General features: G+C 34.3%; 24 protein-coding genes and 1 riboswitch. Of the genes, 13 read left to right on the forward strand and 11 right to left on the reverse strand.

Annotation, left to right across the window (positions count from 1 at the left end; genetic code table 11):
• Window positions 1–7 precede the first annotated feature (7 nt).
• Genes EQG63_RS09440 through EQG63_RS09455 form a run of 4 tightly spaced genes read left to right on the forward strand, consistent with a single transcriptional unit; the run spans window position 8 to window position 3,711 of the window.
• Window positions 8–907 carry a MerR family transcriptional regulator gene (locus EQG63_RS09440; protein ID WP_129436127.1) on the forward strand — a complete coding sequence of 300 codons (900 nt, stop codon included), beginning with the start codon at window positions 8–10 and terminating at the stop codon, window positions 905–907.
• Window positions 908–963: 56 nt separating this feature from the next.
• Window positions 964–2,424 (forward strand): phytoene desaturase family protein, encoded by a 1,461-nt coding sequence (locus EQG63_RS09445; RefSeq protein ID WP_129436128.1) that lies wholly within the window; start codon window positions 964–966, stop codon window positions 2,422–2,424.
• A gap of 1 nt (window position 2,425) precedes the next feature.
• Window positions 2,426–3,265 (forward strand): phytoene/squalene synthase family protein, encoded by an 840-nt coding sequence (locus EQG63_RS09450; RefSeq protein ID WP_129436129.1) that lies wholly within the window; start codon window positions 2,426–2,428, stop codon window positions 3,263–3,265.
• A 2-nt stretch (window positions 3,266–3,267) separates the two neighbouring features.
• On the forward strand, window positions 3,268–3,711 hold the full coding sequence (locus tag EQG63_RS09455; protein ID WP_129436130.1) for a sterol desaturase family protein: 444 nt from the start codon (window positions 3,268–3,270) through the stop codon (window positions 3,709–3,711).
• Window positions 3,712–3,740: 29 nt separating this feature from the next.
• Here EQG63_RS09455 and EQG63_RS09460 read toward each other — a convergent pair whose 3' ends face one another.
• The 4 genes from EQG63_RS09460 to EQG63_RS09475 all read right to left on the reverse strand — a co-directional run bounded on the left by EQG63_RS09460 (window position 3,741) and on the right by EQG63_RS09475 (window position 7,588).
• Window positions 3,741–4,262 carry a DUF4252 domain-containing protein gene (locus EQG63_RS09460; protein WP_129436131.1) on the reverse strand — a complete coding sequence of 174 codons (522 nt, stop codon included), beginning with the start codon at window positions 4,260–4,262 and terminating at the stop codon, window positions 3,741–3,743.
• 1 nt (window position 4,263) lies between these two features.
• Window positions 4,264–4,533 (reverse strand): hypothetical protein, encoded by a 270-nt coding sequence (locus EQG63_RS09465; RefSeq protein ID WP_129436132.1) that lies wholly within the window; start codon window positions 4,531–4,533, stop codon window positions 4,264–4,266.
• Window positions 4,534–4,678: 145 nt separating this feature from the next.
• On the reverse strand, window positions 4,679–5,755 hold the full coding sequence (locus EQG63_RS09470) for a YncE family protein (protein ID WP_129436133.1): 1,077 nt from the start codon (window positions 5,753–5,755) through the stop codon (window positions 4,679–4,681).
• A gap of 3 nt (window positions 5,756–5,758) precedes the next feature.
• Entirely contained in the window at window positions 5,759–7,588 is a 1,830-nt protein-coding gene (locus EQG63_RS09475; RefSeq protein WP_129436134.1) for a TonB-dependent receptor plug domain-containing protein, read from the reverse strand.
• A 31-nt stretch (window positions 7,589–7,619) separates the two neighbouring features.
• Window positions 7,620–7,817: riboswitch (cobalamin riboswitch) on the reverse strand.
• A 60-nt stretch (window positions 7,818–7,877) separates the two neighbouring features.
• Between EQG63_RS09475 and EQG63_RS09480 the strand changes: the two genes are divergently transcribed.
• The 5 genes from EQG63_RS09480 to EQG63_RS09500 are packed head-to-tail and all read left to right on the forward strand — an operon-like array spanning window position 7,878 to window position 12,535.
• Window positions 7,878–8,741, forward strand: coding sequence for a T9SS type A sorting domain-containing protein (locus tag EQG63_RS09480; protein ID WP_129436135.1), 864 nt, complete (start codon window positions 7,878–7,880; stop codon window positions 8,739–8,741).
• 39 nt (window positions 8,742–8,780) lie between these two features.
• Window positions 8,781–9,923, forward strand: a complete 1,143-nt coding sequence (locus EQG63_RS09485) for an ABC transporter substrate-binding protein (RefSeq protein WP_129436136.1) — start codon at window positions 8,781–8,783, stop codon at window positions 9,921–9,923.
• The gene (locus EQG63_RS09490; RefSeq protein WP_129436137.1) at window positions 9,924–10,949 is read left to right on the forward strand and encodes an iron ABC transporter permease; all 1,026 of its coding nucleotides are present in this window, start codon (window positions 9,924–9,926) and stop codon (window positions 10,947–10,949) included. It abuts the gene before it with no gap.
• On the forward strand, window positions 10,949–11,731 hold the full coding sequence (locus EQG63_RS09495) for an ABC transporter ATP-binding protein (protein ID WP_129436138.1): 783 nt from the start codon (window positions 10,949–10,951) through the stop codon (window positions 11,729–11,731). Before EQG63_RS09490 ends, EQG63_RS09495 begins: the two co-directional genes overlap by 1 nt.
• 42 nt (window positions 11,732–11,773) lie before the next feature.
• Entirely contained in the window at window positions 11,774–12,535 is a 762-nt protein-coding gene (locus EQG63_RS09500) for a dienelactone hydrolase family protein (protein WP_129436139.1), read from the forward strand.
• Here EQG63_RS09500 and EQG63_RS09505 read toward each other — a convergent pair.
• Genes EQG63_RS09505 through EQG63_RS09515 form a run of 3 tightly spaced genes read right to left on the reverse strand, consistent with a single transcriptional unit; the run spans window position 12,532 to window position 14,534 of the window.
• Window positions 12,532–13,491: an acyltransferase family protein gene (locus EQG63_RS09505; protein ID WP_129436140.1), complete on the reverse strand. Its 960-nt coding sequence runs from the start codon at window positions 13,489–13,491 to the stop codon at window positions 12,532–12,534. The genes EQG63_RS09500 and EQG63_RS09505 overlap by 4 nt on opposite strands.
• A gap of 3 nt (window positions 13,492–13,494) precedes the next feature.
• Window positions 13,495–13,947: a tRNA (cytidine(34)-2'-O)-methyltransferase gene (locus EQG63_RS09510; RefSeq protein ID WP_129436141.1), complete on the reverse strand. Its 453-nt coding sequence runs from the start codon at window positions 13,945–13,947 to the stop codon at window positions 13,495–13,497.
• A gap of 14 nt (window positions 13,948–13,961) precedes the next feature.
• Window positions 13,962–14,534: a pseudouridine synthase gene (locus tag EQG63_RS09515; RefSeq protein ID WP_129436142.1), complete on the reverse strand. Its 573-nt coding sequence runs from the start codon at window positions 14,532–14,534 to the stop codon at window positions 13,962–13,964.
• Window positions 14,535–14,607: 73 nt separating this feature from the next.
• Between EQG63_RS09515 and EQG63_RS09520 the strand changes: the two genes are divergently transcribed.
• Window positions 14,608–15,021 (forward strand): hypothetical protein, encoded by a 414-nt coding sequence (locus tag EQG63_RS09520; protein WP_129436143.1) that lies wholly within the window; start codon window positions 14,608–14,610, stop codon window positions 15,019–15,021.
• A 1-nt stretch (window position 15,022) separates the two neighbouring features.
• Here the strand turns inward: EQG63_RS09520 and EQG63_RS12400 are convergent, their stop codons facing one another.
• Both EQG63_RS12400 and EQG63_RS12405 read right to left on the reverse strand, forming a co-directional pair.
• Window positions 15,023–15,889: a hypothetical protein gene (locus tag EQG63_RS12400; protein WP_317125550.1), complete on the reverse strand. Its 867-nt coding sequence runs from the start codon at window positions 15,887–15,889 to the stop codon at window positions 15,023–15,025.
• A 3-nt stretch (window positions 15,890–15,892) separates the two neighbouring features.
• Window positions 15,893–16,555, reverse strand: a complete 663-nt coding sequence (locus tag EQG63_RS12405) for a glycosyltransferase family 39 protein (RefSeq protein ID WP_317125551.1) — start codon at window positions 16,553–16,555, stop codon at window positions 15,893–15,895.
• Window positions 16,556–16,663: 108 nt separating this feature from the next.
• Between EQG63_RS12405 and rmuC the strand changes: the two genes are divergently transcribed.
• The 3 genes from rmuC to EQG63_RS09540 are packed head-to-tail and all read left to right on the forward strand — an operon-like array spanning window position 16,664 to window position 18,927.
• Window positions 16,664–18,001 carry a DNA recombination protein RmuC gene (gene rmuC, locus EQG63_RS09530; RefSeq protein ID WP_129436144.1) on the forward strand — a complete coding sequence of 446 codons (1,338 nt, stop codon included), beginning with the start codon at window positions 16,664–16,666 and terminating at the stop codon, window positions 17,999–18,001.
• A gap of 6 nt (window positions 18,002–18,007) precedes the next feature.
• Entirely contained in the window at window positions 18,008–18,376 is a 369-nt protein-coding gene (locus tag EQG63_RS09535) for a 6-phosphogluconate dehydrogenase (RefSeq protein ID WP_129436145.1), read from the forward strand.
• Between the two features lie 2 nt (window positions 18,377–18,378).
• On the forward strand, window positions 18,379–18,927 hold the full coding sequence (locus EQG63_RS09540; protein WP_129436146.1) for an acyl-CoA thioesterase: 549 nt from the start codon (window positions 18,379–18,381) through the stop codon (window positions 18,925–18,927).
• An 89-nt stretch (window positions 18,928–19,016) separates the two neighbouring features.
• On the opposite strand, the gene EQG63_RS09545 is transcribed toward EQG63_RS09540, so the two are convergent.
• Both EQG63_RS09545 and EQG63_RS09550 read right to left on the reverse strand, forming a co-directional pair.
• Window positions 19,017–19,859, reverse strand: a complete 843-nt coding sequence (locus EQG63_RS09545; RefSeq protein WP_129436147.1) for a DUF5777 family beta-barrel protein — start codon at window positions 19,857–19,859, stop codon at window positions 19,017–19,019.
• A gap of 3 nt (window positions 19,860–19,862) precedes the next feature.
• Window positions 19,863–20,627 (reverse strand): T9SS type A sorting domain-containing protein, encoded by a 765-nt coding sequence (locus EQG63_RS09550; RefSeq protein WP_129436148.1) that lies wholly within the window; start codon window positions 20,625–20,627, stop codon window positions 19,863–19,865.
• Between the last annotated feature and the right edge of the window lies 1 nt (window position 20,628).

A 20,628-nucleotide genomic window follows, 5' to 3' on the forward strand; every position in this document is an offset into this window, starting at 1 on the left:
AAAAAACATGAACAATATAAAAAATGTTTTCAGTATTAAAGATTTAGAAAATCTTTCAGGTATTAAAGCACATACTATTCGTATTTGGGAAAAGCGTTATTCCGTTTTTGCTCCGATGCGAACTGACACAAACATTAGAGTTTATGATTTACAAAGTTTACAAAAACTATTAAATATAACATTACTACACAATCACGGCTATAAAATATCTAAAATTTCCAAAATGGAAGATAGCCAAATTTCAAAGCTTGTAAAAGATATTGTTACCGAAAAAAATTCGAAAAATCATGCTATTAATGCCTTTAAAATGGCTATGATGAATTTTGACCAAAATCTATTTACCACTACGTATAATGAATTACTTTCGGAAAAATCCTTTCAAAAAGTATTTTATGAAGTTTTTATCCCGCTAATGACTGAAATAGGCCTTTTATGGCAATCGGAAACAATAAGTCCTGCTCATGAACATTTCATAAGTCATTTGATACGCCAAAAAATACTCCTAAATACTGAAAAATTACAATATCAAAAAGAAACAAAAACGGACAAAGTGTTTGTCCTTTTTTTACCCATGAATGAAATTCATGAATTAGGTTTAATGTATTTAAATTTTGAATTTGTCTCAAGTGGTTATAAAACCATATATCTGGGTGAAAGTGTACCAACGGAAAGTTTGAAGGATGTTACAAAATATTTCAATAATATCATTTTTGTGACATATATGACGGTTGAACCTGATAAAGATAAAATTAATAACTATCTTAACGACATTGAAAAAGAGCTTTTATCAGAGACTAATTCTCAATTATGGATAACGGGTAGAATGACCGAATTTATTGATTCTAAAAATCAAGGCAAAAACATTAAAGTATATCAAAGTATCAATCAAATAATCTCCGAATTATAATTAACATTAATTTATATAAATTTGTTTAACTTTTTTATATATTTGTTAAACAAATTATGAAAAAAAATATAGCAATAATAGGTTCAGGTTTTTCTTCTTTGGCTGCTGCATGTTATTTAGCAAAAGATGGAAATAACGTTACAGTATATGAAAAGAATAGTACTGTAGGAGGTCGCGCACGTCAATTACATAGAGAAGGATTCACTTTTGATATTGGTCCAACTTGGTATTGGATGCCAGACGTTTTTGAACGATTTTTCGGTGATTTCAATAAAAAACCCTCCGATTATTATGAACTCATAAAATTATCCCCAGCCTATCAGGTTTACTTCGGAGTAGAAGAATTTGTTACTATAGCTGATAATTTAGCCGAAATAGCCAACACATTTGAATCTATTGAAAAAGGAAGTGGGGCAAAATTAATTCGTTTTATTAATGAAGCTAAAAGAAATTACGATATTGCCATCAAAGATTTGGTGTATCGCCCAGGCCTTTCTCCTTTAGAATTAATTACTTTGGAAACCGCCAAGAAAGTCAATCAGTTTTTTAGTACCATTTCAAAGGATGTTCGGAAACAATTCAAAAACAAAAAATTAATCCAAATATTAGAATTTCCAGTACTGTTTTTAGGCGCAAAACCATCAAATACACCTTCCTTCTATAGTTTCATGAATTATGCCGATTTTGGATTGGGCACTTTTCATCCCAAAAACGGAATGTATAGTGTCATTTTGGCTATGAAATTGTTGGCAGAAGAATTAGGCGTAACAATACATACCAATGCAAATGTTGAAAAAATTACTGTTGAAAACGGAAAAGCATCTGGATTAGTTATGAATGGAAACAGAATTGTGGCAGATGTCGTATTATCGGGTGCTGATTACCATCACTCGGAAACTTTATTGGATGCAAAATATAGAATGTATTCTGAAAAATATTGGGAAAAGAAAGTCTTTGCCCCTTCCTCGCTCCTATTTTATGTCGGATTTGATAAAAAAATAAAAAATGTAGAACACCATTCTTTGTTTTTTGATGTTGATTTTGATGTTCACGCAAGAGATATTTATGACAATCCGAAATGGCCTGATGAACCATTATTTTATGCAAGTTTTCCATCAAAAACCGATAAAAATTCGGCCCCAGAAGGCAAAGAAGCTGGAATATTTTTAATTCCATTAGCACCTGGATTAGATGATATTCCTGAAATTAGAGAAGAATACTTTATTAAAATTATTTCAAGACTTGAAAAACTAACCAATCAAGATCTTAAAAATAACATTATATTTAAGGAATCATTTTGTGTTACTGATTTCGTAAAAGAATATAATTCGTACAAAGGAAATGCCTATGGAATGGCCAATACCTTATTACAAACTGCTTTTTTACGTCCCAAACTAAAAAGTAAAAAAGTAAGCAATTTATATTTCACTGGACAATTAACTGTGCCAGGACCAGGTGTACCACCAGCGTTGATTTCCGGAAAATTAGTCGCTGATTTAATTCAAAAATATTCTTAGTATGAAAGCACTTTTTGATACCGTTTCAAATGATTGTAGTAAGTTAGTGACTAAGAAGTATAGCACCTCTTTTTCATTGGCTGTAAAGATGTTGTCTAAAAGTATTCGCCAGGATATTTACAACATTTATGGATTTGTCCGTTTGGCGGATGAAATCGTAGACAGTTTTCACGACTATAACAAAGAAGCCCTTTTTGAACAATTTGAAGCCGATTTGAAATCGGCATTAGACATTGGCATTAGTTTAAATCCGATCTTAAATGCGTTTCAACATACCGTTCGCAAACATGCCATACCACAAGAATTAATAGATTCATTTATGAAAAGCATGCGAATGGATTTATACAAAAATACCTATAAAACAAAAGAAGAATACCACGAATACATTTACGGAAGTGCTGATGTAGTGGGTCTAATGTGTTTAACCGTGTTTGTAAAAGGGAATACCGATTTATATAAAAATCTAAAAGATCCAGCAATGAAATTAGGATCTGCTTTTCAGAAAGTAAATTTTTTACGAGATTTGAAAGATGATTTTGAAGGATTAGACAGAACGTATTTCCCAAACACCGATTTAAACAACCTCAACGAACATTCTAAAAAAGAAATTATTGAGGATATTGAACATGATTTTAAATTGGCGTATGAAGGCATTTTACATTTGCCAATGGAAGCAAAGTTTGGTGTGTACACGGCATATCGATACTACAAACGACTGCTCACCAAACTCAAGGCAACTCCTTCCACAGAAATAAAAAATACTCGAATTAGAGTACCAAATTATCAAAAAGCCGAACTTTTAGCTCGTTGCTATGTTAAATACAGATTAAATATTTTATAATTATGCTTGTACAAATTATTGCCTTTTTGGGAACTTTTTTCTTTATGGAATTTATGGCATGGTTTAGTCATAAGTACATCATGCATGGCTTTTTATGGTATTTACATGCCGATCATCACAAGAAAGATCATGATTCTTGGTTTGAACGTAATGATGCGTTTTTTATTTTTTATGCAGTTGTAAGTATCGGTTTTTTCTTGTTGTGGAAATATGCCATTTTGGAAACAGGATTAGCTATTGGACTGGGTATTTTCGCTTACGGATTGACCTATTTTATGGTACATGATATTTTTATTCATCAACGTTTTAAAATATTCAGAAATGCGAACAATCGTTATGCTAAAGCTGTTAGAAGAGCCCATAAAATGCATCATAAACATATTGGAAAAGACCACGGCGAATGTTTCGGAATGTTACTTTTTCCATTTAAATATTTTAAACCCTAAAAAAAAGCCCTCAAACGAGGGCTTTTCGATTATTTTTTTGCTGCCGAGTTGAGCACTTCTCCACCAGGTAAATTCATACGTTTAGTAAGCAACGAAATTTCATTAATATCAAAATCACCCGTCAAAGACATTAAAACTGTCTCAGAACCTTTTACACCTGTTCCTTCAATAAACATCAAAAGTTCTTTTACTTGTGTAGAACCAGAAGTCGATTTGACATAAATTTTAGCGTTTTTACCACTTTCATTCACACGCATTAATTCTTCCAAACCAGCCGTTGTCAGATATTTATCGACAGTTGCTCGCATATCGGAAGTAGTTTTGGCACTAGATGTTTTATAAACTTTCAAGTTTTCCAGCTTTTTAATCAAACTCAAATACGCTTGATCTTCTTTGCTTTCCATTTTCACTTTACTCATCAGTTCAAACATCTTTTTATTGACCACTACTGAAGAAACCGTACTTTGTCCGTCAAATTTATCTAAAGTCGTTTGAGCATTACCTAAAAAGGAGACTAAAAATACTGCCGTTATTATGACTAACTTTTTCATTTTACTTTACTTTTTTAAATACTTTGTTTTTTGTTGTTTCGTATTCTTTTATATGTTGTGCACTTTCTATGCCAGAATTAATATTCGTCGATAATAAATTCAGTGCTTTTTGGGTTTCTTGATAAGCTTGCTCTGGAGTTGCACAGGTACCTAGCTCATCTTCAATGGATTGTTCCTCTTTTCTAGTGAAGTAAAAAAGAAGCATTCCTAGCAATAGAAATCCACCTACATAGCCCACTATTCGAATACTATCTTTATTTTTTTTGTTCATTTCAAACATTCTTATCTAACAAATATACAGCTGTTCCCATTAAAAAACTATATTTTAGTTGATACAAAACAAAAATCCCGTTCTAATTGAATTAAAACGGGACTATTAAATTATTGAAAAGCTACTTTCCTATTGCATGAATCAATTAATTGAAATAAAATCCTGCTGGAATAACTCCTACTGTATAGTCTTTTTTCAAAACTCCTGATAAAGAATAAATGTATACTTTTCCGTTCGAACTGTAATCTACAGCATCTCCAACAAATATTTTACTGTTTTTCACTGCAAAACTATAAACCCCATAAACGCCTTGTGCTGTTGTAGAAAACAATTCATCAATTGGCAAACTAGTTGCCGTTACATTCATTTTGTAAATATTAGAACCTTCTGTGTAATACATCAAATCATTATCGATAACTAAATTGGAAGGGTGGCTTGTTGTAGCAAAAGCTATAGAGCTAGTCGAATTATTACTCAAATTGATTTTAACTAATTTTCCTCCTGTTTCAGAACCACTCCAAGAAGGTTTTCCTTCACACATTACGTATAATGTTCCGTTATTTTCCACTAATGAATTGGGCACATCACCAACTGTTATTGGAGTAATAGCGTTATTAACTGGATTAATCATAGAAACTGTATTTCCAAAATTATATCCTCCTTTGTGTGCCACATACAATTTATCATTCTCAACTACAATACGCTCCGGACCTTCGGCAACTGGAATTGATGAAGTAACAGTATTCGAAGTCAAATTAATAACCGCAACGAAATCATCGGTATCACTTCCTCCGTCTCCCCAATTCGTTACATATCCTTTTCCTTTATAAAAAGCAATATAACGCGGATTACTCAAGCCAACAGTAATGGAAGTAATGTGTTTCATCGTATATCGGTTAACTATTTCAATTTTGTTTGAGTTGTTTACAACAATATAAGCTTTATCACCATAAAAACCTAAGTCCTGACCAGTATCACCTAACGTTTCGTCAGGATTAACAATTCCGAAAATATTATCTTGAAATTTCGCTAAATCATCCGACACATACGACATTGTACTGTTTGGTGTGCCAAAATTCCCTTGATTTAGTATTAAGACTCCACTAGCATAATTTCCTAAGGGTATTTGCAACTGAGGCGTCACCATCTCATCATCATTAGAACAAGAAGTAAAAAACAAAGCGGTAAATAGAGTGAACGCTGTAATTTTAATAAATTTCATAATTTAAAAATTTAGATTAATGTTGAAAGTATAATTACGTCCGGGCATGGGCCTACCGAGGACATTTTGATAATTCTCATTGGTAATATTAGCGGTTTGAAAACCGACTTTATAATTTTGTTTTTTTCCAAAACCATAACGAATTCCCGAATTGAAAACCATATAATCGGTTAGAATATTTTCATTATCACTTGAAGTAAATACTTGACCGTTATATAAAACCTGAGCGTTTATTGAAAACCTTCTGTAGGCATATAGAAAATTAGTCACCCATTTGTGATTAGGAACATAAATCAATTCCTTTCCCGTCAGCTCATTGATGGATTTGGTAAAGCCATAGGAAGACGAAAAATCAAATCCATGATTCCCAAACGCTTTGTTTCCTTTTAAAACGACCTCAAGTCCATACGTTTTAACTTGATTCACATTTTCTGGCGTCCAAATTCCTGATAGATTAGGCTTCCATTGAATCATATCGCTTATTTTCATTCCAAAACCTGTCAGTTGAAGAGAAACATTTTTAGTAAAAAATTCATGTCCCAATTCTGCTTGATACGAACTTTCTGGCTTTAAATCTTTATTGCCACTTCCTTCCCAATACAAATCGTTAAAACTTGGAATTCTAAAATTTCGAGAACCGTTTAGTTTGATTCTGTAAAAAGACAAAGGTTTGAAAACGGTCCCCATCGAAAACAAAAGCGGACTTTGGTATTGATTGGTGGTTTCTTTTCGGGACGACAATTCATACAAAAACCAATGCGTCACGTTATGCTTTACTAAAATCGAAGCCGAACCAATTTTTCTAACATCCGAAATCAAGTCACTTCCTGAACCTTTCGTTTGTGTATAATCAACAATCCCGTTAATCGTCATTTTCGAAAACAAATGGAACTCCGCATTATATTTTACAATTGCTGTTACCGATTTTCCAAAACTGAATGCATCCTTGCCCGCATTTTCAAAATACTTGTACTCTTCTCCCAAATGGGCAAACCGTAAGGTTGACGTAAATGCATTAAAAAACGCTTTCCATTCCAATAAATTTCGAGTGTCAAAGTTTTGATATTTACTTTTAGAAACCGAACCCAAGGCAGCCGAAAAATGTCTTTCGCCATTGTACGATTGATTATAAAACTTCACAAAATGCTTTTCATTGAACTTGTATCCAAAATTTACATTTAAGCTGTTGTTATAATATTGTCCGTTTTCGTTTTTCTTATTGGTTCTAGGAAAAGTGTAATCGTTGTCGGAACTATTTCGGGAAAAACCAATTTGAGAAGCTATTTTATCGGAACTGATTTTCCCATTAAAATGGGTTCCCAGCGTATTAAAACTTCCATAATCTACTAGAACTTCTCCAGAGATAGCTTTTTTAAAAATCAAATCATTGTTTAAGTGAACAGAACCTCCAATTGCGCTGCTACCGTAAATAGCACTTCCACCTCCAGAACGAACCGAAATGGAATTTAAATTACGGGTTGAAATGGTGTTAAAATCCGTTTGACCGTTTAACTGCGAGTTGATGTTAATTCCGTTCCAGATTACAGCTGTTTGTTGGGCTGTTGTCCCTCTAAACGATACCGAAGAAACCATTCCTAATCCATTTTCCTTGAAATAAATCAGTGAATTGTAATTGAGCAAGTTGGTTAGTGAAGGCTTATTATTCTTAGTAACAGAATCGGATAGTTTCAAAACGGATTGTGATTCCGAATGCTTTTTCAAAAGTAAATCGGATACGGACACTTCTTGCAACTTAATCGCAATAGTATCTTGTGCCAAAGCATATTGACAGCAAAACAGAAGAAAGATTACAACTAATTTCTTTAGACTCATAATTCCAGAACCTTTTTTCCCGAAGATTCGATATTTGTTAAGAATTTAGGCAGGTCTCCTGGCTTGCGTCTTGTTGTTTACCTTCCCATTCCGACAATTTGGAACAGTGGTATTGTAGTTAACAACGAGCTTGATAGCTTACAGTTGCGGGAACAGCTTAGGTTTTGAACCTAATTCCCTTTTAATGTCATTTATTTACTAAATCACAACCTTAATTCGGGTGCAAAGGTAGTTTTATTTCAAGTTAATTTCAAAATCTTTTGTAGATTTATGCAATAATCTTTTCTTGATGAAAAAAATTCACTTTACTTTTATTTTTGTATTGATTGGTTTTATTGGTTTTTGTCAAGTAACCCATGTGCAAATTGACACCAATAATTATATTTATGTACCTGTAAATTGGGGAGAATATTATGGCACACAAACTAGTGATGCCGGACTAAACACGATCTTTCAAAACAATCAAATAACGCAATGTTATCAAGGATCTCATCCTGTTAACCAAAGTAATTCCATTTTTGCAGTTTGTCAAAACAATAATTTATCAAATTTTATTTCCGAGTTAAACAATTACACCTCATTAGTTACAAAAGTTAGCATTTGCCCACAACCAGAAACCTTTGGCGATGTTATGTCCATCACATTATTAAATGAGACAATTGGAATTCCAACTGGTTTTGACAGTAACGGAATCGTGACAACCAATGACGGTGGACTAAATACAATATTTCAAAATTTTAATGTAAAGTATTATAGTCGTGCTTTTCCATCCTATATTGGAACTGAATCTCCAGTAAGGGTATACTACACAAAATGCAATTGCGATATTTCTTTACTAAAAAATCAACTTGACTTATATAATTCTATTATTGAACGTAATTCCTATATAGGCGTTGCTTTTCTGAGTACTAATGAATTTGAAATTTCAAAAACTAATATCTATCCCAACCCATTTTCAACTCAATTAAATATTGATTCAAAAGACAGCATAACTAACTATTCCGTTTTTGATGTTATGGGAAAAGAATTATCAAATTGCCATTCTAAAGTTGAATTTGACCATCAAACTTCTCAATTGCTTAATGGAATTTATTTCTTACAACTTCAGTTTGAAAACGGAAAAACCAGTACCTATAAAATAATCAAAGAATAAAGATTCCTTTTTTTACATTTGCAGTAGATGTAAAACAATATGAACACTTTTTTAAATCGCTTTATTTGCTCTTTAATACTAATCACAATTTGGAGCTGCAAAAAGGAATCAACTTCTACGACAACTTCTGATCAAAAAGTAGAAAACAGTATTCAACATGCAAAAGACTTAGAAATTTACAAACACAAGGGGTATTCTATTATAAAGGTTAAAAACCCGTGGCCTAATGCGAATAAGGTTTTTACATACATCCTTCAAGAAAAAAACGGAATTATCCCCGACAGTTTAAAAGAACACACTACTATTCAAGTGCCAATTAAAAGTGTAGTTGCTACTTCAACAACCCACATATCCTCTTTAGTGATGTTAGAGGTTGAAAACACTTTGATCGGTTTTCCTCACTTGGATTATATCTCTTCAGAAAAAGTCCGCAAAAATATCGACAGCGGAAAAGTAAAAGAATTAGGTAATAACCAAACCTTAAATGTAGAAGTAGCCATCGACTTAGCACCTTCTGTTATTATTGGATATGGTTTGGACAATCACAATCCGAGTTTGGATAATTTAGAAAAAAGCGGATTAAAAGTTATCTTAAATGGTGACTGGAACGAACAATCACCATTGGGTAAAGCCGAATGGATTAAATTTTTTGGTGCCTTATACGGAAAAGAAAAAGAAGCTAATGTCCTTTTTAAAAGCATCAAAGACGAATACGAAAACGCCTTAACCATTGCAAAAAAAGCCAAGTCGCATCCTACCGTTTTAGCTGGAGCGATGTTTGAAGAAATTTGGTATGTCCCGCAAGGACAAAGTTGGGGTTCTTTGTTTTTAAAAGATGCTGGAGCAAGTTATCTTTGGGCGAATGAAATAGGAACGGGAGGTTTGTCATTATCGTTTGAAAAAGTATTCGAAAAGGCACAAAATGCGGATTTTTGGATAGGCCCAGGACAATTTAATTCCTTGGAAGAAATGGTAAAAACCAATCCACATTATGCACAATTTAAAGCCTTCAAAACTAAACAAGTCTATTCGTATTCTCTTAAGAAAGGAAAAACAGGCGGATTGATTTATTTTGAAGAATCCCCTAACCGACCTGATTTGGTATTGAAAGATTTAATTAAAATTTTGCATCCCGAGCTTTTAACTGATTATGAATTGCATTTTTTCCAAAAATTAAACTAATTGTCAGGTTCTCAAAAACATACAATTACTTTCATAGCACTGGGATTACTATTGCTATTCTTGTTATTGCTCAATATTAGTTTTGGTCAAATTGCTATTCCGATAAAAGAAGTTTTTAAAAGTTTGACTGGAAATACAGCCAGTAAAGAAAGTTGGGAATATATTATTTTTAATTACCGATTACCCAAAGCTATTACCGCTATTTTAGTGGGTTTTGGATTATCGATAAGTGGCTTATTAATGCAAACCCTATTCAGAAATCCGCTAGCAGGACCTTATGTTTTAGGTTTGAGCTCCGGTTCGAGTTTAGGAGTAGCTTTTGTCATTATGGGAGCAAGCTTTCTCCCAGTGTATCTAGCTGAAATTTTTCTTTCGCCTTACGGAATAATATTTGCCTCTTGTTTAGGGAGTTTAGTCGTCCTTATTGCCGTATTACTCGTTTCACAACGCATACGGGATACTATGGCAATATTAATTGTGGGATTAATGTTTAGCAGTTTCACGGGAGCTATAGTGAGTTCGCTTACTTACTTTTCAACGGCAGAACAATTGCAAAAATTCACCTTTTGGTCGATGGGGAATCTAGGCAATTTAGCGTGGTCACAAATTTCTATCTTACTTATCGTAACCATAATTGGTCTACTTTTGAGTATCTCAAAAATCAAAGCCTTGGATGCACTTCTTTTAGGAGAAAGTTACGCCAAGAGTCTCGGAATTAACTTCAACAGAACACAGATTATAATTATCCTAGCCACAAGTCTTCTAGCCGGAAGTATTACGGCATTTGTTGGACCTATTGCCTTTGTTGGTTTGGCTGTGCCCCATTTAGCGAAATTGATTTTTCAAACCAGTAAACACTGGATTTTATTTTGGGGAACCTTATTTTTTGGAGCCATCACCATGTTATTTTGCGACTTACTTTCACAATTGGCAGGTACGGTTGTGTTGCCTATTAATGCCATCACCTCTATTATTGGGGCGCCAGTTATAATTTGGCTTTTAATCCGAAAAAGAAACTATAGCTAATGAAAAACAAGACAGTCATAGCTACAAATCATTTGAGTATTGGATATAGTTCCAAAAACTCCAAAACGGTTATTGCCCAAAATATAAACCTGAGTTTTGAGAGCGGAAAACTCATCGCATTAATTGGTGCTAATGGTATTGGAAAATCAACTTTATTACGCACTTTAACAGGAATTCAAAAACCGCTTTCGGGTGAAATCGAGTTGAACCAAAAGCCACTTCAAGCGTATACAGCTCTCGAATTAGCACAAAACTTAAGTGTGGTTTTAACCGAAAAACTTCCTCCAAGTAACTTAACCGTTTACGAATTAGTAGCACTAGGAAGACAACCTTACACCAATTGGGTTGGAAAATTAACCTCAGTCGATCAAGAAAAAATTGCAAATGCAATAGCACTTACTGCTATTCAAGAAATCGTTCATAAAAAACATTTTGAAATCAGTGATGGACAGTTTCAAAAAGTATTAATAGCAAGAGCATTAGCCCAAGACACACCGCTTATCATTTTAGACGAGCCCACTACCCACTTGGATTTGCATCATAAAGTTTCTTTATTCAAACTATTGAAGAAACTAGCACAAGAAACTCATAAATGCATATTATTTTCAACACACGATATTGATTTAGCCATTCAATTGAGTGATGAAATGATCGTTATGACCCAAAAACAATTTATACAAGACCAACCTTGCAATTTAATTGAGAAAGGTGTTTTCAATTCACTATTTCAAGATGAAGACATTACTTTTGATGCTCAAAAAGGAAAGTTTGTTTTCAAATAGTAGTAAAAATTCCCTAAATTTATAGTGCTAAAAAAACGAATTATGAAGACATTATTTTCTTTACTGATTTTAACATCTATGACTATAAATGCGCAACTCAAGACCGTTTCATATGTGGATGGAAACCAAAAACTTGAAGGAATACTAGCTATTCCAAAGAAAAGTTTAATAAACAAAGCAGGTGTTTTAGTACTACCAGCTTGGAAAGGAATTGATAATCATGCTAAAGAAAGTGCTACCGAACTAACTAATTTAGGATACATCGCTTTTGTGGCCGATATTTACGGAATCGACAAAAGACCAACTGACGCGAAAGAAGCCGGACAACAAGCGGGCTACTATAAAACCAATTATGCCGAATATCAAAAAAGAATCCAATTAGCCTTAGATCAATTGGTGAAAGCGGGTGCCAATCCAGAAAAAATTGCAGTTATTGGGTACTGCTTTGGAGGAACTGGTGCAATTGAAGCCGCTAGAGGAAATATGAAAGTGCAAGGTGTAGTTTCCTTTCACGGCGGATTAGCCAGAGAAGGTATTAGAGCTATAGAAACAATTCAACCAAAAGTATTAGTACTACATGGTGCTGATGATTTTTTTGTTCCAGACACAGAAATTAAAGCTTTTCAAAATGAAATGAATACCGCCAAAGCCGATTGGCAAATGGTGTATTATGCCGATGCTGTTCATGCCTTTACGCATAAAGATGCCGGAAACGACAAAAGCAAAGGAACCGCTTATAATGAAAAAGCCGACAAACGCTCTTGGGAAGCCATGAAACAATTTTTCGCAGAAATACTGAATTAAAAAAAATACGGTAATTTTTTGTTGATTTTATCTAAAATCCACCAAAAACAAATAGCAATTAAACAAATCAGGAGATATTTAAAAACAACAAATCCAAAGGTTTTTTGAGGCAAGAACTCATACACCAAGCGAATGGCATAGGGATGCACCAAATAAATCCCAAGAGAAAATGTGGTATTTATTTTTCTTTCAGAGATTGATCTGGCTTCATTGACAATGCTGAATGTTAGCATACTCAATACTGGTAAAACCAATAAAAAATCCATCGCTTTCACTTTAAACTGATAGTAAAAATACACTTCGACAAGCAATACCAGCCAAAGTGGAAAATAAAAGTGCTTGATTTTAGCAACAGAATCTTTCCAGTTTTCATACAAAGTTCCTAACAGCAACATAGGAAAGGCAAAAAACAAAAAGTTTCGGGTTGTCCCTATAATTTCATATAAAAACTGACCATTCAAATCATGTACAAAATTGGATTGATAGGCCATTTGATATCCATATCCGATGGATAAAAACAAAACAATCACTACTGATTTTAGTTTTAAAGTTAAATTTCGAGAAACATACAACAGCCCTACCGCAAGGACGGAAGCCAATAAGTACCACAAATGCCAGTACCCATAAACTACTTTTAAAACAGCATCAAAACTAGAAAAACGCTTTAAATTATAAAAACGAATCAAATCGGGCAAATAAATCAATTGCCAAACCACATAGAGCAAAAGAATTCGCCTGGCATATTTCCACAAATAAACTTTGTCTTCAATTTTGTTCCGAAGAAAATAACCTGAAATCAAAAAGAATGTGGGTACTGCAATTCGGGTAATGCCACTCGCAATTTCATACGAAATCAAACCTACAATTCCTTCCATTTTAGCGACCGGAAAGATATGCAAGGCCACCACCAAAAAGGCTAGTACTATTTTTAGAATGTCTAAATTATTATTTCTCATTAACTATTTAAAAAACAACTGTCTTCTCGCCTCACCTACCACAAATGCCACCGAATTGGCAATATTATAACTTCTTATTTTATCACTCATCGGAATGGTTAAATGATTTTCAAATTGAGCCAAAACTGCTGTACTCAAACCGACACTTTCTTTGCCAAAAACCAACCAATCGCCTTCCTGAAAACTAGCTTCATAATAGGATGTATCTGCCTTAGAACTAAACAAAAAGACGCGGGATTTATCTGGAATTTGCGCAATCCATTCTTCTACATTATTATACTCATTCCAATCCAAATGCACCCAATAATCGAGACCCGAACGTTTTAAATTTTTATCTGTGATTTCAAATCCGTACGGTTTGATCAAATGCAAACGATTTCCGGTTCCGACACACAAACGGCCAATATTTCCGGTATTATTAGGGATTTCTGGTTCTACTAAAACAATGTTTAACATTTTTGATTATTCGGTTATTCAGTTATTTCAAAATCGGTTACTTCTAAAACTTCACCCGCTTTTAAGTGGTGCAAATGTATATTTCCTACTCGAATTCTCACCAATCGAAGCGTGGGAAATCCTACGGCAGCAGTCATTTTTCGTACTTGACGAAATTTCCCTTCCGTTAAAGCAATAGAAACCCAGCTTGTAGGTCCGTGACGTTCATCTCGGATTCTTCTCCCTTCTCCAATACAATCTGGCAACAGTTCTACCAGAAAAGCTTCACAGGGTTTAGTGGTATATCGAATTCCTTTAAAGCCAATTTCCACACCACTTTTCAGTTTTTCTACGGCATCCAATGTAATTACACCATCCACCTGAGCATAGTATTCCTTTTGAATGGTTTTACTTCTGACAATTTCACTCATCATTCCGTCGGTAGTTAGTAACAACAAGCCTTCCGAATCCTCGTCTAATCTACCTATTGCCATAGTTCCTTCTGGAAAATCGTACAATTCTCCTAATTTCTTTTTCGGACGTTTCTTTTCATACACAAACTGACTTAAATAGCCGTGTGGTTTGTAAAGGATAAAATAACGATGCATACTAATTTTTGGTAAAAATACAGTTATTCTGTTATAAACATCCCTAATTTTGTTGCAATAAAATCAATGTCAGATGGAAATGCATTTTGAATTAAACGATACCGAGTTTACACAACAATTTGAAAATTGCACACTGGAAGCTTCGCTTTTTAGCCATGAAGCCCATTTGAGATTGGCTTGGATTTACATTCGACAATTTGGTTCGGAGGAAGCTATTTCAAACATCAGAAATCAAATTCAACGCTATGCCGCTTCACTTGGTGCGCATGATAAATACAATGAAACTGTTACAGTGGCTAGTGTTAAAGCAGTTGCACATTTCATTCGAAAATCTAAAAGTGACACTTTTGCCGCCTTCATTTCAGAAAATCAGCAATTGAAAACCCATTTCAAACAATTGTTGGCAACGCATTATAGTACTGATATTTTTACTTCAGAAACGGCTAAAACATCTTTTTTAGAAGCCGAATTGGATCCGTTTGACTAAACTATTTTTTACTTTCGGCAATCCATTTTTTCAGTAAAGCATTGATATCCTTTTTAGGATTTTTCAAAATAAAAATAGTGGTACCATACTCTCGCGCGAGCTTATTTTCAATCGAATCGAAGACAACAGTATTTTTAAATATTTTCTTGCCTAACTCAATCGTTTCCGCTTTATTTTGAGCTTCTTTTACCCAAATGATGGTTTCGATTTTTTTCTCTAATGGAAACCAATTGATATAATCAGCATTGAAAGAAACCACGTTAACCGATTTGTTTTTTGAATAAAAATTAACCGCTCCCGCCTGACCATAATTGTCACAAACCATTAGTGTATTTTCGGTATTTCCGATAGTATTTAAAGCTTTGTCTGTTTTTTGAGCCAATTCTTCCCAACCCAACATATCGGCAAAATCCTGAGGTAAATCGTGTTCTTCGCCATCTTCCCATTCCAACATTCCTAATTTTTGATAGCGTTCTGGATGGTTCTTAATGTGCATCGGACTCATATTTGGAAAAGCCAATTGATACATTGGTATAAATAACAAAAGTGGAATCAACACAGCGAATGGCTTAAGATATTTTTGCCATTTTTTCTGTAAAAGTACTTCTGTATAAACAGCTCCAAAAGCGATGACAATAGGATACAAACCAAGGGCATAATAGGCTTTGGCTTTAAAGAAAATAAAAATTGCTATGGTGAATACGAATGCCCAAAAGAAAACGCGGTATTCTTTGAAAGGTTTGTATTTCCAAAATCCAATAAATCCGATGATAAGCACAAAAAAGCAACCGAGAAAAAATAAGATTTGTTCTTTAATAAAATCTGCAATATCCACATTTTCCAACTGGGTTTCTTGAAGTTCTTTCATGTGTCAGATTACCGGAAAACCATGTTGAAACTGCCAAAGCAAATTAGGTAATACAATTAATATGGCCGGTAGTAATGCCAAATACAAATGCTTGTTGGTGAATACTTTTCGATGTGAGGTTAGTAAAATAGCGGGTAGCAATCCTAAAATCAAGAAAACAATATTGTATTTATTCAGAAAGCCGAAAGCAAAAACTACGCCGGCGACATACAACCATTTATTCTTTTCCGTTTGAATATATTGCACGATAGTATAATAAAAGAATGTCCAAAGCAAAATATCCAAACTGTTGGGTTGAAACAGAATGTTCATTCGAAGAATAACCGAAAACAAAATCGAAACAGCTCCTAAAATCAAGGCAAATCGATTTCCTTTAAGTACTTCAATGGTTTTCCAAACCACTACCATTGTCAAAGCACCGAATAAAGCTGGAAAAAACTTCACCCAAAACACCGAATTTCCTAACTGGTACACAATATAGGAAAACCATGCCGTGAGAGGTGGCACGGAGACATAACCCCAATCCAAATGCTGACCTTGGTCTAAATGTAGAAATTCATCCCGATGTAAACCATATTCGGATGTAACTAAATGATACTGCAAGCAAAACTTTAAAAGAACGAACAAAAGCAGTAAAAGCGAATTACTTTGAAAATTTAGTTTCATTGAAATTAGGTTATTCCTGCAATTTAGGAAATTTTGTAGTATCCTGAAACAGCAATCCTTTTACCAATTCATTTTATTGTTTACTTTTACATTACAAAATCAAAATCCATGTCGGAAACCATTATTATACTAGCCTCATTTGTTATTGCTTTAGCCATTGGAATATTCATTGGAAAAGCTCTTTTCGCCGCCAATTCTAAGTCGGCAACAGCTTCTTTGGAAGAAAAAATCAACGGATTATTGTCGCAAATCGAACAATTAAAACAACAGTTAGCACAATCCAATTTCGAAAAAGAAACCATTCGTGCCGAGAAAGAATCGCTTGCGATTCAATTGTCTAAAAAAGAAACCGATTTCGAAAATCTTTGGGAACGCAACAAAGAACAAAAAGAAGAAGTCAATCAGCTACAAGAGAAATTCACCAAGGAATTTGAAAATCTAGCCAATAAAATCTTAGAAGAAAAAACCAATAAATTCACCGAACAGAATAAAGAAAACCTCAAAAATATTCTATCTCCGTTACAGGATAAAATTCAGTTGTTTGAGAAAAAAGTCGAAGACACCCACAAAGAAAGTATTGATTACCACGCAGCTTTGAGACAACAAATTTTAGGTTTAAAAGAAATGAACGCTCAGATGAGCAAAGAAACCTTAAACTTAACGAAAGCCTTAAAAGGCGATAGTAAAATGCAAGGAAATTGGGGCGAATTGGTCTTAGAACGTGTTTTGGAAAAATCGGGATTGGAAAAAGGTCGCGAATATGAAGTACAGCAAAGTTTCACAACGGAAGAAGGGAACCGCGTTTTTCCTGATGTCGTGATTAATTTACCCGACGGAAAGAAAATGATTGTCGATTCTAAAGTAACCTTAACCGCCTACGAACGCTATATTAACGAAGACGACGAAGAAACAAAAGCGCAATATTTAAAGGAACATGTTATTGCCATAAAACGCCATGTAGAACAATTGGGTGACAAAAATTATCAGGATTTATACCAAATTGAAAGTCCTGATTTTGTGTTGTTGTTTATTCCAATGGAACCCGCATTTGCCTTGGCTTTAAACGAAGACACCACTTTATACAACAAGGCTTTTGAGAAAAATATTGTCATTGTAACTCCTTCCACTTTATTGGCGACTTTAAGAACCATTGATAGTATGTGGACCAATCAGAAGCAACAAGAAAACGCTTATGAAATTGCACGTCAGGCAGGAGCTCTGTACGATAAATTTGAAGGTTTTGTTTCTGATTTGATTAAAATTGGTAAAAAAATTGACGAATCGAAATTAGAATATAGTGGCGCGATGAACAAATTAGTGGAAGGCAAAGGAAACCTCATCACCAGTGTGGAAAAACTAAAAAAGATGGGCGCCAAAGCCAAAAAATCGTTGCCTGAAAGCATTATCAACAGAGCCGAAACAAACGAAAACAACATTTTAAACTAAAATATTATGTTACGAAAAATCCTTTTTATTTTTATCACTACCCTATTATTGGGAATTACACTCTATTTTACTTTTTTATATTATGCTACCTATAGCGAAGGCGATCGTACCGGCGAATTAATCAAATTCAGTAGTAAGGGCTATGTCTTCAAAACGTGGGAAGGGGAAATATCACAAGGTATTTCGGGAGCCCAAATTTTCAAATTTTCGGTTTTGGACAAAGACCAAAAAGTGATTGACCAGTTAAAAGAATATCAAGGAAAATACGTCAAAGTAACTTATGTTGAGCGCTATAAAACATTCCCTTGGTGGGGTGATACTAATTATTATGTAACCGAAGTTCACTCGGAAAAATCACCACATTTTAATAAATAATCATGACAAAGGTTTTTAAAACAGTCAAATCTTCCAAGGTGGTCATCTCAGAACTGATGTTACCCTCACACACCAATTTTAGTGGTAAAATTCACGGTGGCTATATTTTGTCGTTATTGGACCAAATTGCTTTTGCTTGTGCTTCCAAATTTTCGGGTAATTACTGTGTAACGGCTTCGGTCGATACGGTCGATTTTTTAAATCCGATTGAAGTTGGAGAATTAGTGACCATGCGCGCTTCTGTGAACTATGTCGGAAATAGCTCCATGATTGTTGGCATTCGAGTGGAAGCCGAAAACATTCGAACAGGCGTCGTAAAACATTGTAATTCGAGTTATTTTACCATGGTCGCTAAAAATACAGAAGGAAAAAACGTTCCTGTTCCTGGTTTGATTTTATCCAATTTAGACGAAGTGCGACGTTTTTACAATTGTATTAAAATGATTGCGGTTAGAAAAGAAAAACAACAACATGAGGAGGAGTTCGATTACAAATCTGAGGAAGCCTTGTCGAATTTGAGCCGTTATAATGTACAATTGGAAATGTATTAGGAGCTAATTCCCGCTGTCCGTTATATCTTTTTCAAACTTTTACAAGTTTAAAAAAGGATACCACTTCCCATCGGGGCTAAGGCTAGCAATTAAAATACGCGAACCAAATTAAACCCAAAGAAAATATCGCCTTTCCCCCAATCACCCGTTGAATTGCCTAAAAATCCGGATTCATGAATGCCTTGTGAATTGGTAAAATGCATTTGAAAAACGTGTCCGCCCGTTTCAATATCGACACCGACAGATAATGGATTGTGAAAAGTAGACGACGAACTTCTATTTAAATGCGGGACATAATCAGCATTGATCGAAACCCTTTTGGACACTTTGTACCTTCCACCAAAGCCTAAAGCAAACTGACTGTTATCTTGGGCGTTATCAAGCACAAAATTTTCATGAAAGTACGTCGGCGCAAATTCCAACGATAAATTGGTATTGCATTTTTTTGAGATTAAAATTTGACTGACATAAATCAATCGGTTGTCAAATTTCATTTTGGGATAATTTTCTTTTTTCAATAAATTATTAATTCCAATACTATTAAAACCCACTATCGTAAAAGGAAAACCAGCTGTTTTTTGAGAAGTAATTAAATATTTAGCAGAGAAATCATAGGCTTGCTCGCTTCTACCGGCACCTAGTGAAAGTTTATCGGAAATTCCATAAATAAATTTGATTTGAGTTACTGCATTATCCAAACCAAAAAAACCTTCCAAACCTTGTTTTACTGAAGCGAAGCGATGTGCCACAACAAAATACAATTCCTTTTTTCCGAGCAGCTTCGTTGATTCTAAATTGACAATCTTTTGGGCTTTAAAAGCTGCTACTACCACCTCATCTGTAGCTACTGAGTCAATCTTGGAGAGTAAATCGTCTTGAGCTAATGCAAGAGGAGAAAACGCACAAAAAAACAATAGTAAAAAATATTTCATGAACTAGTCGATTACTAAATTTTTAGTGACATTTCCATATTCTGTTCGCAGCACAATCATATAGGTACCACTGGTTAAACTACCGGTTTCAATTTTATTTTCAGATTGGGTTATCGTTTGCTTTCTGACTACTCTCCCTAAATTATCATAAATCTTCATTTCTCCAGTATTCACTTGTTGCGGAAGTTCGATAGTTACATATTCTTTGGAAGGGTTGGGATACATTTTAAAAGCGTCTGGTTTAAAACCATCTCTACCCAAAGTCAAATTAACAGTTGTTGCACCACAATTACCAGATCCATGATAGCCAATAGTAGTTGATCCTGTTCTACGGGCAAACAATATATTCAATGGTTGTGCCGCTAGAGGAAAAGTATAATCGGTTCCTTCTGATGCGACTCTCGGTCTTGTCATCGTAACCGTTCTATTACCTGTAGTTGGAGTGTTGTTCAGATTAGAAACCAATGTCCAGTTTTGAGTATCTGTTGGAGGAATTACACCTGTACCATTAAAACTTCTATCGGTAATGGCAGTTCCATCAAAGATAACAACATCTTGACCAACATCATCCATTGTAGTGGCATCAAAACCGATTCCTAGCCAACTGTTGTTCGGTCCCACCAAAGTTACCGTTACGGTGGTGCTGTTTACATCTATTTTTCCTGAAAAATTGGCAAAAAAAGTCACCGTTCCGGTTGTATAGGTTTGTGCTGACAAACCCGACAGCGTTAAAATATTGATGACCAATATTAAAATAAAGTTTTTCATG

It is taken from the genome of Flavobacterium amnicola (assembly GCF_004122165.1).
Taxonomy (GTDB): Bacteria; Bacteroidota; Bacteroidia; order Flavobacteriales; family Flavobacteriaceae; genus Flavobacterium; species Flavobacterium amnicola.

Bases quoted from the DNA above. Each gene is read 5' to 3' on its own strand.
- EQG63_RS09440 (WP_129436127.1), top strand. From the start codon at position 8: ATGAACAATATAAAAAATGTTTTCAGTATTAAAGATTTAGAAAATCTT.
- EQG63_RS09445 (WP_129436128.1), top strand. From the start codon at position 964: ATGAAAAAAAATATAGCAATAATAGGTTCAGGTTTTTCTTCTTTGGCT.
- EQG63_RS09450 (WP_129436129.1), top strand. From the start codon at position 2,426: ATGAAAGCACTTTTTGATACCGTTTCAAATGATTGTAGTAAGTTAGTG.
- EQG63_RS09455 (WP_129436130.1), top strand. From the start codon at position 3,268: ATGCTTGTACAAATTATTGCCTTTTTGGGAACTTTTTTCTTTATGGAA.
- EQG63_RS09460 (WP_129436131.1), bottom strand. From the start codon at position 4,262: ATGAAAAAGTTAGTCATAATAACGGCAGTATTTTTAGTCTCCTTTTTA.
- EQG63_RS09465 (WP_129436132.1), bottom strand. From the start codon at position 4,533: ATGAACAAAAAAAATAAAGATAGTATTCGAATAGTGGGCTATGTAGGT.
- EQG63_RS09470 (WP_129436133.1), bottom strand. From the start codon at position 5,755: ATGAAATTTATTAAAATTACAGCGTTCACTCTATTTACCGCTTTGTTT.
- EQG63_RS09475 (WP_129436134.1), bottom strand. From the start codon at position 7,588: ATGAGTCTAAAGAAATTAGTTGTAATCTTTCTTCTGTTTTGCTGTCAA.
- EQG63_RS09480 (WP_129436135.1), top strand. From the start codon at position 7,878: ATGAAAAAAATTCACTTTACTTTTATTTTTGTATTGATTGGTTTTATT.
- EQG63_RS09485 (WP_129436136.1), top strand. From the start codon at position 8,781: ATGAACACTTTTTTAAATCGCTTTATTTGCTCTTTAATACTAATCACA.
- EQG63_RS09495 (WP_129436138.1), top strand. From the start codon at position 10,949: ATGAAAAACAAGACAGTCATAGCTACAAATCATTTGAGTATTGGATAT.
- EQG63_RS09500 (WP_129436139.1), top strand. From the start codon at position 11,774: ATGAAGACATTATTTTCTTTACTGATTTTAACATCTATGACTATAAAT.
- EQG63_RS09505 (WP_129436140.1), bottom strand. From the start codon at position 13,491: ATGAGAAATAATAATTTAGACATTCTAAAAATAGTACTAGCCTTTTTG.
- EQG63_RS09510 (WP_129436141.1), bottom strand. From the start codon at position 13,947: ATGTTAAACATTGTTTTAGTAGAACCAGAAATCCCTAATAATACCGGA.
- EQG63_RS09515 (WP_129436142.1), bottom strand. From the start codon at position 14,534: ATGCATCGTTATTTTATCCTTTACAAACCACACGGCTATTTAAGTCAG.
- EQG63_RS09520 (WP_129436143.1), top strand. From the start codon at position 14,608: ATGGAAATGCATTTTGAATTAAACGATACCGAGTTTACACAACAATTT.
- EQG63_RS12400 (WP_317125550.1), bottom strand. From the start codon at position 15,889: ATGAAAGAACTTCAAGAAACCCAGTTGGAAAATGTGGATATTGCAGAT.
- EQG63_RS12405 (WP_317125551.1), bottom strand. From the start codon at position 16,555: ATGAAACTAAATTTTCAAAGTAATTCGCTTTTACTGCTTTTGTTCGTT.
- rmuC (WP_129436144.1), top strand. From the start codon at position 16,664: ATGTCGGAAACCATTATTATACTAGCCTCATTTGTTATTGCTTTAGCC.
- EQG63_RS09535 (WP_129436145.1), top strand. From the start codon at position 18,008: ATGTTACGAAAAATCCTTTTTATTTTTATCACTACCCTATTATTGGGA.
- EQG63_RS09540 (WP_129436146.1), top strand. From the start codon at position 18,379: ATGACAAAGGTTTTTAAAACAGTCAAATCTTCCAAGGTGGTCATCTCA.
- EQG63_RS09545 (WP_129436147.1), bottom strand. From the start codon at position 19,859: ATGAAATATTTTTTACTATTGTTTTTTTGTGCGTTTTCTCCTCTTGCA.
- EQG63_RS09550 (WP_129436148.1), bottom strand. From the start codon at position 20,627: ATGAAAAACTTTATTTTAATATTGGTCATCAATATTTTAACGCTGTCG.